9 protein-coding genes are annotated in these 13,101 nt (G+C 64.0%); 7 read left to right on the forward strand and 2 right to left on the reverse strand.

Annotated elements, in window-relative coordinates; genetic code table 11:
• Positions 1–166: 166 nt before the first annotated feature.
• Together FIV42_RS08025 and FIV42_RS08030 are read left to right on the forward strand one after the other, a co-directional pair.
• Positions 167–2,269 (forward strand): D-alanine--D-alanine ligase family protein, encoded by a 2,103-nt coding sequence (locus tag FIV42_RS08025; RefSeq protein ID WP_141197169.1) that lies wholly within the window; start codon positions 167–169, stop codon positions 2,267–2,269.
• Entirely contained in the window at positions 2,236–3,360 is a 1,125-nt protein-coding gene (locus FIV42_RS08030) for a DmpA family aminopeptidase (RefSeq protein ID WP_141197170.1), read from the forward strand. The genes FIV42_RS08025 and FIV42_RS08030 overlap by 34 nt, the downstream gene beginning before the upstream one ends.
• On the opposite strand, the gene FIV42_RS08035 is transcribed toward FIV42_RS08030, so the two are convergent.
• Positions 3,357–4,712: a hypothetical protein gene (locus FIV42_RS08035; RefSeq protein WP_141197171.1), complete on the reverse strand. Its 1,356-nt coding sequence runs from the start codon at positions 4,710–4,712 to the stop codon at positions 3,357–3,359. The genes FIV42_RS08030 and FIV42_RS08035 overlap by 4 nt on opposite strands.
• Positions 4,709–5,449: a hypothetical protein gene (locus FIV42_RS08040; RefSeq protein WP_141197172.1), complete on the reverse strand. Its 741-nt coding sequence runs from the start codon at positions 5,447–5,449 to the stop codon at positions 4,709–4,711. The genes FIV42_RS08035 and FIV42_RS08040 overlap by 4 nt, the downstream gene beginning before the upstream one ends.
• Before the next feature lie 353 nt (positions 5,450–5,802).
• Between FIV42_RS08040 and FIV42_RS08045 the strand changes: the two genes are divergently transcribed.
• Genes FIV42_RS08045 through FIV42_RS08065 form a run of 5 tightly spaced genes read left to right on the forward strand, consistent with a single transcriptional unit; the run spans position 5,803 to position 13,098 of the window.
• Positions 5,803–6,705: a TadE/TadG family type IV pilus assembly protein gene (locus FIV42_RS08045; RefSeq protein ID WP_141197173.1), complete on the forward strand. Its 903-nt coding sequence runs from the start codon at positions 5,803–5,805 to the stop codon at positions 6,703–6,705.
• A 23-nt stretch (positions 6,706–6,728) separates the two neighbouring features.
• The gene (locus FIV42_RS08050) at positions 6,729–8,486 is read left to right on the forward strand and encodes a TadE/TadG family type IV pilus assembly protein (protein ID WP_141197174.1); all 1,758 of its coding nucleotides are present in this window, start codon (positions 6,729–6,731) and stop codon (positions 8,484–8,486) included.
• Entirely contained in the window at positions 8,483–9,475 is a 993-nt protein-coding gene (locus FIV42_RS08055; protein ID WP_141197175.1) for a hypothetical protein, read from the forward strand. The genes FIV42_RS08050 and FIV42_RS08055 overlap by 4 nt, the downstream gene beginning before the upstream one ends.
• A gap of 4 nt (positions 9,476–9,479) precedes the next feature.
• Complete coding sequence (locus tag FIV42_RS08060) at positions 9,480–10,511, forward strand: hypothetical protein (RefSeq protein WP_141197176.1); 1,032 nt, start codon at positions 9,480–9,482, stop codon at positions 10,509–10,511.
• Between the two features lies 1 nt (position 10,512).
• The gene (locus FIV42_RS08065) at positions 10,513–13,098 is read left to right on the forward strand and encodes a hypothetical protein (RefSeq protein ID WP_146983768.1); all 2,586 of its coding nucleotides are present in this window, start codon (positions 10,513–10,515) and stop codon (positions 13,096–13,098) included.
• The last annotated feature ends 3 nt before the right edge of the window (positions 13,099–13,101 follow it).

The following is a 13,101-nucleotide window of genomic DNA, read 5'->3' on the forward strand; positions in this document are numbered from 1 at the left end:
CGCGTGCAACCGAGCGGCAACCTCGGCGGCCAAAAGTTGATCACCGCCAAAATTCGGCCTCTCGAGGGATGTCCGAGCTGCAGCCGTGTCTACTTTCGTGCGTGAACCATTTCGCCATCATCCATGGCGGGTGCGGCCACCTTTCCGGCATCCCTCGAGGCCCTCTGTGAGAATCGCGTTTACGCACAACCTGCAGAAGAAGAACACGCTCGACCAGGCGGAGTTTGACACCGCCGCCACCGTCGAGGCCATCAGCGCCGCGCTCGAGCGACTCGGACACGAGGTCGTGCCCGTCGAGGTCAGTCGGCGGCTGCCCGAACTCGTGTCCTGCCTCGAGCGCATCCAACCCGACTTGGTCTTCAACACCGCCGAGGGATTTTCGGGGCGCACCCGTGAAGCGCTCTACCCGATGATCTTCGAGCAACTGGAGTTGCCCTTTACCGGCTCGGACGGCTTTGTCTGCACGACGACGCTCGACAAGCGGCTGACCAAGCTGCTGGTCGCCTCGCGCGGGGTGCCCACCCCCAAGTCGTTGCTCGTCGAAGACGCGCGCACGTCAGTGCCGACCGACTTTCGCTTCCCGGTGATCATCAAGCCGAACTTCGAAGGAAGTTCCAAGGGGATCATACCCGACTCGGTGGTTCACGGCCCCGACCGGCTCGCCCAACGCGTCGCCGAGACGCTCGTGCAGTATCCCGACGGCGTGCTCGTCGAGGAGTTCATCGTGGGCACCGACGTCGTGGTGCCCTTCTTGGAGGGAGTTTCGCCGCGCACTGGCGGCGTCTTGCCGCCGGCGCAGTACCGTGTCTGCCGGCCAAACACGTCGCCCAGCGGCTTCGAGGTCTACGATTACGAGCTCAAGCACGACCAGAGCAATGCGGTCACCGTCGAGGTGCCCGCCAAGCTCCCCTCGCCCGTCATCGACCGGCTGACCGACTACGCTCGCCGCGCCGTCGAGGTGCTCGGGGTGCGTGATCTGGGCCGACTCGACTTTCGCGTCACCCCGGACGACGAGGTCTTCTTTCTGGAGATGAACGCGCTTCCGAGCCTCGAGCCCGAGGCGAGCATCTACGCCTCGGCTAGCCTCGTCGGCTTGCGCGATATCGACGCGGTGCTCGCCGCGGTGGTGCGCAGCGCGTGCGCACGCCAAGGACTCGACTCCGGGGCGCGTCCACCCGCTCTGCGCCGCCACCGCTCGCCGCGTCGCCACGACGCCACGCGCGTGGGCCTGATCTACAACCTCAAGCGCACCAGCCTCGACGCCGACGGCCACAACGACGCCGAGGCCGAGTTCGACAGCGCCCATACGATCGCAGCGCTCATCGAAGCCATCGGCTCCTGGGGGCACGAGGTCGTGCCTCTCGAGGCGACGCCCGCGCTGCCCGCCGAACTCGCCGAGGCCGACATCGACGTGGCATTCAACATCGCCGAGGGCTACGGCGGGCGGAGTCGCGAGTCGGCCGTGCCCGCTCTGCTCGACCTGCACGGCATCCCCTACACGGGCTCGGACGCCACGGCCATGGCGCTGACCCTCGACAAAGCCGTCGCCAAGCGCCTGGTCAGCCAGGCCGGCATCGCCACGCCCGGCTTTGTGGTGCTCAGGCGTGTCGACGAGATGAACCTGGGCCCGCTCGACTTTCCTGTAATCGTCAAGCCGGTCGCCGAGGGCACCTCCAAGGGCATCGGTCAGGCGAGTGTGTGTACCACCCCACGGCAAGTGCGCGAGCGCGCCGCCGAGATCATTGAACGCTACCCGGACGGGGCGCTGGTCGAAGAGTATCTTAGCGGGCGAGAGTTCACCGTCGGAGTGCTCGAAGACGAGCACCTGCAGGCGCTTCCGCCGATGGAAGTACGATTTCACGACGCGGACGGCTTCCACGTCTACAGCTACGCCCACAAGATCGACGCCGACGGCTCGGTCAGCTTCGAAGTGCCCGCCCAGGTCGAGCCGGCGCTCGCCGCATGGCTCGAGCGCACAGCCAAGGCGGCCTTCGAGGTGCTCGGCTGCCGCGACTTTGCTCGCATCGACCTGCGACTCGATGACAGCGGCGAGCCGCACTTCATCGAATGCAACCCGCTTCCCGGGCTCGCCCCCGGCTGGTCCGATCTGTGTGTCATCGCCCAGGCCGCGGGTCTGTCGTACCGCGAGCTCATCCAGAAGATTCTCGCCCCGGCCATGCGACGCCTCGACAAAGAGCGCATGGCGCAGCCCCAACCGCTGCCCGGCCAGACGTCATGGAAGACGGAAGCTCGAAACGCCGCCGACTGAGAGACCTCGGGATCACCATCGGGGACTTCCAGACCGGCCCGCTCAACGCCATCACCGACGTCGAAGGGGTCGCCGTCGGCCACAAAACCCTCATCGAGGGCGACCCCGAGGACGTCGCCACCGGCGTGGTGCGCACGGGCGTGACCGCCATTCTCCCCCAACAAGGCGACCTGTTCATGAACCGGGTCGTCGGGGGCGCCTTTGTGCTCAACGGCGCCGGGGAGTTGTCGGGCCTTGTCCAGGTGCTCGAGTGGGGGCTGATCGAGACGCCGATCTTGCTGACCAACACCTTGTCGGTCGGGATTGTCGCCCAGGGCGCCATTCAATACCTGCTCGAGCGCTTTCCCGACATCCGCAACGAACACGACGTGCTCATCCCGCTCGTCGGTGAGTGCGACGACTCGTTCCTCAACGACATCGCCGGCCCGCACGTCCAGATCGAGCACGTCTACGAGGCGCTCGATAACGCCAGCGCCGGCCCTGTCGAAGAAGGCGGCGTCGGCGCCGGCACCGGGATGGTTTCCTTCGATTTGAAAGGAGGCATCGGCACGTCGTCTCGGTGTGTCCCCGAAGGCGGCGACACGTACACCCTCGGGGTGCTTGTGCTCAATAATTTCGGGCGCATCCGCGATCTGCGCGTCGACGGGGTCCCCGTCGGACGAGAGCTCGAGCCATGGCTCGAAGGTCTGGCCAAGCGCGTCAGCCTACACGGAAGCATCATCAGCGTACTCGCCACCGACGCGCCGCTGAGCACCCACCAGTTGACCCGTTTGTGCAAACGCGTGGCGCTGGGACTCGGGCGCACCGGCTCGTACGCCGCCCACGGCTCGGGCGAGATCATCCTCGCCTTTTCGACTGCCAACCGCGTGCCGCGCTCCTCCGAGCCGCGTCTGCTCCACTTCTCGCAACTGTCCAATCAGTGGATGGACCCCTTGTATCAGGCGGCGATCGAGTGCACCGAAGAGGCGGTGCTCAACTCGCTTTGCATGGCCGAGGAGATGGTCGGCGTCGACCACCACCTGGTGCGCGCCCTCCCCGCCCGACGTGTGGTCGAAATCTTCGAGAAGTACCGCGGTGAGGCGACGCACTAACGACGGAAGAGCTGGCGGGCCATCGAGCCGAGGATCTGGCGGCTCGCAGTGGAAGCGCGCGAGCTGACGTTTCGTGACCGACGCTGACGCGACGTCACGTACGGTGCGGTGGGCCCATCCGAGAAGAAATAGCCCCCCCCGAAGAGGCCCTGATCCTCGTAAGCGCTCGCCTCTTGCTCGGCGCGGCTCAACGCCGTGTCCGTGCCCACCATCGACACGCCGATCGCTTCATCAATCGAGGCGTATTTGAGCGAGTCGCACAGCGCTTCGCGTGGTTTCATGTTCTGCTCGGTGCGCCGCTGGGTGTACATCCCCGAGCACACCATGGACCAGTTTTGCGCGTTGTAATATCCCTGCCAAGGAGGCGTATCCGGTGAGCACCCAGGCGACTCGATGATCGGCAGGAAAGCACTGACCACCTGCATGCGGGCAGGCTCCTCGAAGTGGAACCGACAGCCGAGATTGAAGACCCAATCCTGCTTTTTGGCGGCCAACGCCTCGTCACTCTTCTCGGCGTCCTTGGTCTGCTTGTCGGCCTGCTGCTTGTCAGCCTTCTGGTCGTCGGCCTTCTGCTTAGCGTCGGTTTCTTCTTCGTCCTCGGCCTGTGCTTGCGCCTCCCCCTCTTCTTTCGCCGCGACCGGCTCGGAGGGAAACGCAGCGCGGACCAATTCGTCGTAATGCTCGTCGATGCGCATCAGCGAGACACGATCGGGCTGCTCGAGTAGCTTTGTGAAGGCGTCTTCGCCGCCCATCTCGTCGATACAACATTGCCGCGCCTCCGGGGTCGAGGCGCTCACCGCGCAGCGAAGCAACGGATATGCAGGCTCGGCCTCGGCAAACTCGAGCGCCTTTCTGGCTGCGCTCGCCGTCTCGCACGAATTCGCGCGCCCCTCATGCAAATCGACCATCCACTGGCGTCCCAACCTCAAAGCGGCCAATTGCGCACGCGAGACTGGCGAAAACTCGGCGCGTGAACTGCCGGAGGCCTCCTCTTCTTTGTCTTCATCTTTGCCGCTGGTCATCTTGCTGCGCACACCTTCGAGGCATGCGAGTGCGACCGGAGGGCGCTTGTAGAGGGTGCGGTACGCTTCGACCTGCTTCCAGCTCCATTGGCTGGTCAGCGTGATCTCGCAGGCGCGCGCGGCCACGGCCTCGTCGGGGTCCTCCAGAGCGGCATTCAAGTTGAGGATCTGGTGGGGGCCGACCTTGTCGATGACCCACAGGCGTGTCTGCGGCATGCGCCACACCCCTGCAAAAACGGTGGCCGCCACCACGATCACCACCGGTATCACCCGACTGATGATCAGCGCTGACGGCTGCGAGGGCTGCTCTTGCGACTCCGGAGCGCTCACGAGTCCTCCAACTTGATGGAGTCGAAGTCAAAGTCGAGATCGGCCAAAACCTCGGTCATCGCCTCACTCTCGTCCTCGTGTCCATCGTCTTCGACCGCCGCGACCTCCACCGCCGGCAATGCCTCGGTCCTGGCCTCGCTGGCCTCCTCGACCGCCGCGACTTCCACCGCCGGCAATGCCTCGGTCTTGGCCTCCTCGGCCTCCTCTTGCTCGGAGATTTCGCGCGCGCCGGCGGCCAGCTCGGCGGTCGAATACATCGAGCTCTCGGCGAAGAGAGGCACCGAGGGCAGCTGGCTGGTGGTGTTGTCGCGCTCCGTTTCGGGGCGGAGCTCGTCGAGGGACAAGAACTCGGTGGCGGCTTCGGACGGCGCGCCCAATGCCAGCGCAGGCGTCTCCACCGATGAAGAAGACGGTTCCGCCTGAGGTTGCGCAGCCTGCTGGGGCTGGGGCTGGGGCTGCTGAGGCTGGGGTTGTGCAGCTTGCCGGGGCGGTTCGGGCTGTTGAGTCTGCTCGGCCGGCGGCGCCTCCTGATCGTCTGCGCGGGTACGCAGCATCGCGCGAAGATCGCGCACCGCAGCGAAGACGGCGTAGATCAGAAAAATCCCGGCGACGCCACCCATGACCATCAGCGGCAGCTCTGGCGACGGCCAACGGTCGGCGAGCAACACGGCGCCCACTGCCACCGTCATGCACACCACCACCAACTCGATGACCAATGTGGAGTTTGCTTCACCCACAGCGTCTCATACCTTCGTGCGATCTCTCGTTCCGATAGCCCCGAGGATACGTGGCGTCGTCACAATGAGCAACCGCAAGTTGTTCGGGGCGCCCATTTTTAACCGATTGGTCATTTTTTGCCCGATTCGGCCCCGACCGATTGAAAAAGTGGTGGTGACCGGCTAAACTGGGCGCATTAGATTCGCCCCAATTGAGATTTATCGGAGCAGTGGCCCGGAGCCCTGCTTTTTGACGAGCGACTACCATGGCCGCCAGCTCGCACTCCCCCAGCTCGATCTCGCAGAGAGACCGAAGGTCGCGCCTGATCGCATGGGCGAGCACGTGTGCCGCACACGGGTTCGCGATTGTGATGGTGAGCGCCCTTTTGCTGTGGGTCTTCGTCGAGCCGACCACTAAGGCGGTGCTCGCCGAGGTGATTGAAGAGCCGGCCTTTCGCAACTTTATGGCGCCCGAGCTGCTGTTGCACGTCGGACTTTCGACGTGTCTGTGGTTCTTCGTCTACCTGATGGGCGCGTATATCTGGCAGGCCCGCGAGCCGGCCACGGTGAAGCTGGCGAGCAGCCAGCGCGGCACAGTGATGACCGAGACGCTCATCGCACTGCCGGTGTTGCTGATGCTCATCTTCGGCATCGCGCAACTGACCGTGAACAATATCGCCGGGATCTTCACCAACCTGGCGACGATTCAAGCGGCCCGAGCCGCCTGGTTGTGGGAGCGCGAGCCGTGCAACAGCATCGAGTGCAATCCGGGTGAACGTGCGCGCATCCAAGCCGCCGCCATTCTCACCCCGGTCGCCCCCGGCGCGCAGCGTGTCGGGGGCGGCGCGCTATCGCTGGCCGCCCAGCAGATGCGCGCGACGCTCGCCGGTGCGCAGCACCCGAGGCTGACCGAGGACAGCGGACTTCTGGGCTTCCAGATGGTCGACGCGGTCAACTTGAGCAGGCGCAAGAGCGCCAACTTTGCACGCGCCGTCGACAACCAATCGTACAGCGTGCGCACCATCCGCAAGTTTACCTTCGCCTATCACGCCACGATCGTGGAGGTGTCCAACCCGAGCGCCGAAGAGGTGCGCGTGGAGTTGACCTACCGCCACTACAACGCCTTTCCCTTCGTCGGCCGCCTCTTTGGCGACGTCGCCGAGGTGGCCGGACGGATGGGACACTACGCCAATATCGAGCGTTCTTTCGAGATGAAGCGACTGCCGCGGCCCAACCGCGAGGCGGTCGTCGCCCCCGATCACCCGAAACTTTACTGAGTGCCGCACCGCGAGCCGCTTTCATGAGACGACTTGGCGACATCTTGGAACGCTTCGAGCGCGATGAGAGCGGAGCGATCATGATCTTGGCCCTGGTCGCCTTCATGATCCTGATTTTGCTGGCGATGACGCTCTACGACGCCGGACTGGCGGCCAAAGACAAGGCCGAGGTGCAGGCTTCGGCGGACACCGCCGCGTACAGCCAGGCGGCGGTCAAAGCACGCTCGATGAACATGATGGCTTATTCGAATATCTCCAAACGCTCGATTTGGGGGATTCATAGCCTGTATCCGAGTTATCTGAAGACGATGCACAACTGGATCGTCACCAAGATCAACTCGACGTGTGAGCCGTGCGACGAGCCCGAATCGAGCACCTGCAAAAAGTGTCGCGCCGCCAAGCGTGAGCGCGCCCGCTGGATCGGGGCGACCTGTGAAGCCGGCGAAGACCTGTGCGAGATCGACAGTGACTTTTTGCTGCTGTCCGGGCGCAGCTACAGCAACAAAGTCACCTGGGCCAGCGACGACCAGATGCGCATCGAGGATGTCGACACCGACTGGGCCAACCCAGCTTATGTCGACGCGTTCAACTTCGGCGCCAAGACCGGCCCGCCGCCCAGCCTCTTCGAGTCGTATATCGCCGAGGACGTGCGCGCCATCGACAACTACCAGCGCTACATCTTCGCGCTGACCCCCTGGTGGGGCTGGTCGGAGCACCTGGTCAAGGCGGTGCGAAACGGCGCGACGATGTCGAGCAGTTGGCCCGCCCCGGTGGGCGCGTTTCCGATGAGCTTGGGCTCGATGGCCAACAACCTGATCCAGCAGTTCCGCGGGTTGTTCGGCGGCGGCGCGGTGAGCTCGCCAAATTACACCCTGCACGCCGATTCCCTGCCGGTGTATCCGGGCCACGTGGGCACGATGAAGGGCGTGCTGACTGACGCGCTCAACGACAGCAGCGTGCGCGGCTGCCTTGTGGCCATGCTCCAGGGCGGAACCTGCACCGACCATATCGATCCCTTCTTGCTCGAGCATATCGCCAACGTGCTCGTCTTTTGGATGCGCTCCGAGGGCGTGCTCGGCGGGGACTACGAGCATCTCGACAATATCGAGGGCTACGCCACCACCCTCGGACTGCACTACCGCGCCGCTTTCCAAGACTTCATCGATGTAGGGCTTCCGTACACACAGAACTCCTTCGAGAATATTTTGGGCGAGGACCGCGTCATCGGTGAGCCTTGGCTGCTGCGCCCCGCCGAGACCGAGGCCGAGTGGCAATTGAGCACGTCGAATATCGTGCTCACCTACCAGTCGCGCATGGGGACCTACGACAAAGATCGCGCCCGACAAAAGTACGGCATCATCGGTGAAGACCACCGCGGGAGCGGCCTGGGGAACTTGGCCAAGCGCGCCCGCCTCTACAGCACGCCCGACGTGCCCGTGGTCATCGGCACCGACATGCTCAGCCAGGAGTTGACCTACAACGCCTCCGGTTATTGGGCGACGGCACGCAGCGAGATCTTCTTCAGCCACGGCGACACCCCCGACCTCTGGCATCCGTCGTGGTCGTCGCGGCTGCGACCGCTGGCCATCACCGACGAGTTTGCAGAGGCCGGCTATTCGATGAACTACGTCTACCACGACGCGGTCACCGGCTTTGCGCTGGCGGCCGTGCTCGGGGTGACCGAGCTGTCGGACGTCTTCACCGCCTTGTCCGACCTGGCCTACATGGAAAAGGCGACCCTCTCGATGGGCAAATCGACCATTCAGGGGGTGTCCAAATGAGCCCCTTCGTTTGCTTGATTCGTTGGGCGCGCCTGAATCTGGCCCGCTTCCACGCCGACCGCTTCGGCACCACGCTGACCGAGTTGCTGATCACCTTGCCGGTCTTCATCCTCATCTTCGGGGGCGTCTACCGGCTCGGCCAGATCCACTCGAAGGCGATCGTCACCGAAGGCGTGGCCTACAAGAACACTTTCAACAAAGCCCTGGACGTTCAGGGACTCGACGTGGGCGACGGGCTCACCGGGCTGCTCCAAGGCTCGAGCTCGGCGGTACATATGGCGCCGCCGGTCGCCGCCGCCGACGCGATCGTCCAACTCGAGACCTACCAGCCGCGCCAAAAGAACACGTTGACCCGCGGGGCGATCAAACTGGCCGAGCACACCACCTATAGCTTCGACGGCCTGGTTCTCAGCGGCCACTTCGGCGAGTCGTACTCGCGGGTGCGTCCGCTGCAGATGTTCGACGTCGGCTTTTTGGGGCTCAGCGACGAAGCGCCCACGGCCAACCCCGAGGACCTGCTCGGCGGGTCGTACCTGTCGCGCGACCTGCTCTATGATGGCCCCAACGTCGACTTCCAGGGCGGAGGTTTTAATACCTCGAACCCGTTTCAGTCGATCTATGGCATGCTCAACGGCATGATCTCGATGAGCGGTGCCCGCGGCGCGCTGGCCGCCAACATGCGCTACGGCACGGTCACCGGCGTGGACACCGACCAGCTCGACATGGGCTATCGGGTCATCGACTTCGAGAGTTACTACAACGTCTCGGTGCCCACGTACCTGGGAAGCGAGCCCTGGTTCGACCAGATGCGCGCCATGGTCATCACCCGCTTCACGATGGCCAACCCCGACTACGCTCTCTACAACAAGCCGTTCGGGTTCAAAGGCGCCCCCGATCTGCAACTGGGCAACGGGCCCCTCGATGTGCCCGAGAAGGACGAAATCCGGCTGACATCGCCGGTAAATTACAACGCTGATACGCTGCAATGACTGGATGAAATTGGTGAATTTCGACGCCCGCCACATAGCGCTCAACCTGCTCAAGATCTCCGCCGCGGTGGCGGTCATCTTCGCCGTCGGCACGGCGGTCGTCATATGGGGGCCGACCGGCGAAGTGCGCGAGGGCCAGGCCGATATCATCGACCTCGACCTTGGCTTTGGGCCCACTTCGGCCAACAAGCGCTTCGGCAAAGCCCTCGAGCGGCTCGGCCACGACGAGCCGCAGGCGTTCGACCTCAACGGCAACACCGTCTACTTCTCGGTCAACTACCTCGACAAGCGCCCCCGCGAAGCGATGCTGCGCTACCAGGAGGAGTTCGCGCTCCAAGAGGTCAACGACCGGGCCTACTACGAGGTCAACGAGGACAACTGGGAAGACCGCATGTTCACCGGCTTGTCGGGCGGAGTCGCCCCGCAAGTGGTCACCGACGACTACATCACCATGGGCGGGATGACCATGCGCGGCCACGCCGACGACCCGCTGGAGGTGATTCGCCAGTACCGCCCCGACCTCGACGAGTCGGAGCTGTTTCGCGGCCACCGCTGGGTCGAGATGTTCTGGGAGCCGTCCATGGCGCGCACCACCGTGCTCGCCTCGTGGAGCGACGACGAGTTCGACTACGCCAAAATGGTGCCAGGCCAGGCCAAAGAGAACCTGAGCGTCGACCCGCTGGTGCCCTCGTGTCCCGGTTGCACGCGCGTCAATCGCTTCCGCGATCTCGACCGCGAGCGTGTGCACGAGTCGAATATTTTTGTGACAAGCGTCGGCCCCCGTCAGCTCCAGCAATTCTATTATCAGGCGATGAAGGCCCGCGGCTGGACCCGCCGCAAGAGCAACGCCCCGCTGGGTCAAGTCCAGCAAGAGGTCTCGTTTCAGGGTGATGAGACTAAGGTGCTCTCGTTCTACCGGCCCGAGGCCGGCGATGACCGTATTTTGACCTTATTGATTTATCCGATCGGACAAGGCCAAACCGCCGTGCATACGTCACTGTCGCGAAGTGCGCACTTGGCTAATGAAAGTGAGTGAGATGATGACTCGAAAATGGCTGCGCCCCAGGAAGACGGACTCGTTGCGCCACGTTTCGCGTGCCGCCAGCTTCTTGCTGTTGCTGGTGATTTCGCTGACCCTCGGCGCTTGTGGAGTGTCCGACGAACCGGACCAAGCGCCCGACGAGGAGTCGGTGCTCTCCCCGGAGAATATCCCCACGCCAGAGCCGGGGCCACGCCAGTTCCCCGCGCCCCAGGGCCGGTTTTTCGACCACGATCAAATCGTGGCGGTCAACCCCGACCCGTCGATGCGCAAGGACATGCGCCTGACCGACAACTTCTACTGGCTGGCCGACGAGCACGCCGAGGCGATCGTCGAGTACAGCCTCGAGCGGCTGGTCTTTCCGCTGGAGGGCCACCGCGAGTTGCTCGGCTACAAACCGGGCCACATCATCGCCAACAAATTTGCGATGGTGCGCCACTACATCAACGAGATTCGCGTCGAGGGCGACCGGATCATCTTCGAGACGCGGCCGGCTAAGATCGGCGAGTTCGTCAAACACGGTAACTTCTTCCTGCATATCAAGCCGGGCGCCGAGGTGCCCCTGGGCCTCGACGCACTCGACCCGTATCTGTACGACACCCCGCAGGCGCTGATGCAGGACGTGCGCGAGCACATGAACTCGCGGCTCATCCGCGAGCAAATCGCCGGGCTGAACCCCGAGCAGCTGCGCATGGCCACCCGCAGCCTGAATAATATCGAGACGCGCCAGCAGCCGTTGCAGTGCAGCTACCCCGACGCCGGCGGCTCGGAGGTCTACAACTGCGACACCTATATCCGCGACAACCCCGAGGAGTTCCGCGCCCAAAACGGCAACCACAACGATTGCGTCGCGGCGGGCAACTGGAAGTACGAGGCCTCGTGCAAAGCCGATATCGAGGACAACGCCGACGAGTATATCCCCGACAACGACGCTCAGGAGCCGCACCAAAAGTGCATCCAGGCGGGCAACACCAAGACCAACAGCAACGGCGACCCCATCTGCGTATGCACGGGATTGTCGGTGGCCGACTGCATCGAGCAGCAATGCGACAAGTTGTGCGAGTGCACCAACCTGCCCGACGGCAACACCCTCGACCACTGCATCCACCACGTGTGCAAAGACGAGTGCAACCTGAGCACCGAGACGGTCGGCCAGGACCAGGGCGACGCGGCCAGCGGCAGCTTCGGCGGCAGCCTGTCGTTCTGCCTGAACACCGACACCAACCCCAACGACAGCGAGCGTTGCCCGGGTGACATCGCCATCAAGCAGGAAAAGGGCTACCAGCTCGGCCCGAACGTGCTCAACCTGACCATCAAGCCCATCTTCATGGCCACCGTGGGCGTCAAAGCGAGCTTCGACTTCGACATCGACTGCTGCGTCGACATCGAGGCGGTCGCCAAAATCGGCCTGTACGGCGGGGTGGGCTACGGGGTCAACGTGGCGCTGAACATCGCCAACTCGGCGGTCAACGCCAGCGACACGATGATTCGGTACTGGAGTGACGAATTCGGCTCGCCCATCGCCACCATCCAGGTGTGGATCCTGCAGCTGCAGCTCGACCCCTACATTCGCCTCGGGTTCAACGCCGAGGCGGGCCTGGGAGGTCAAATCGCCTACGAGTACTACGACGAGCACTGGTTCTACGGGTGTGTGTGGTTCGGCACCGACAACGGCGCCGAGTTCAAGGTCGGCGGCGAGGAGTCGGGCTCCACGATCACCTACTGTGACTTACCCAACTACTCACGCGACGCGCAGTTCAACGGCTTTATCGAAGACGGATTCAACGCCGAGGTCGGCGTGGGCGCCTCGGTCGCCCTGGGGATCGAACTCAACCTGTACGGACGCCACCGAACCGGCGTTTGGTTCGAGCCGGTCAGGGTGTTGGCCGACCTGAACGCGTCGTTCCGAGCGCCTCGATGCACCTGGGACTACTTCATCCGCTTCGGCGCCCTCTTCGGCCTGGGCGTCGACCTGGGCATCATCAGCTTCAACCACGAGTGGACGTGGACCTGGGACTTCTTGCCCATCATCGCCGGAGAGGGACTCTTTACCGGCGGCATCTGGGAGGACATCTTCGGCTGCGGCCTCTACGACACCGCCGAACCCTACGGGGGTGATGCCATCGAGTGTGCCACCGGACCGGAGGGCGACGCCCAATGCACCACCGACCTGGGCACCGAGGCGCGCTGCTTCGTGCGCGAATGTGTCGAGCACGACAACGTGCGTGTCTCGATGGGCTGGTTCACCCCGGGCGCCGACCTCGACCTGTACGTGCGCGACCCGGCCAACAACCAGTACAGCCAATCGACCTCGTACCCGGGCAACTTCACCCGCCACGACTGCGCGGGCACCTGCGGTGAGGAATCGCCCTCGTCGCGGTACATCGAAAACGCGGTCTTCCCCCAATCGCTCGAAGGTGAGTACGAGATCTGGGTGAGCCTCAACCCCAATTCGACGACCGACCAACCGGTGCCGTACACCATCGAAGTCGAGAGCGCGGACACCCGCCAGGTCTTCTCGGGCACGCTGTACCCGCAGCAGAACGATGCGACCCCGGCCGTCTTCACGCTGGCAGTGGACTGATAA

The organism is Persicimonas caeni (genome assembly GCF_006517175.1).
GTDB lineage: Bacteria > Myxococcota_A > Bradymonadia > Bradymonadales > Bradymonadaceae > Persicimonas > Persicimonas caeni.

Bases quoted from the DNA above. Each gene is read 5' to 3' on its own strand.
- FIV42_RS08030 (WP_141197170.1), top strand. From the start codon at position 2,236: ATGGAAGACGGAAGCTCGAAACGCCGCCGACTGAGAGACCTCGGGATC.
- FIV42_RS08060 (WP_141197176.1), top strand. From the start codon at position 9,480: ATGAAATTGGTGAATTTCGACGCCCGCCACATAGCGCTCAACCTGCTC.
- FIV42_RS08055 (WP_141197175.1), top strand. From the start codon at position 8,483: ATGAGCCCCTTCGTTTGCTTGATTCGTTGGGCGCGCCTGAATCTGGCC.
- FIV42_RS08065 (WP_146983768.1), top strand. From the start codon at position 10,513: ATGATGACTCGAAAATGGCTGCGCCCCAGGAAGACGGACTCGTTGCGC.
- FIV42_RS08050 (WP_141197174.1), top strand. From the start codon at position 6,729: ATGAGACGACTTGGCGACATCTTGGAACGCTTCGAGCGCGATGAGAGC.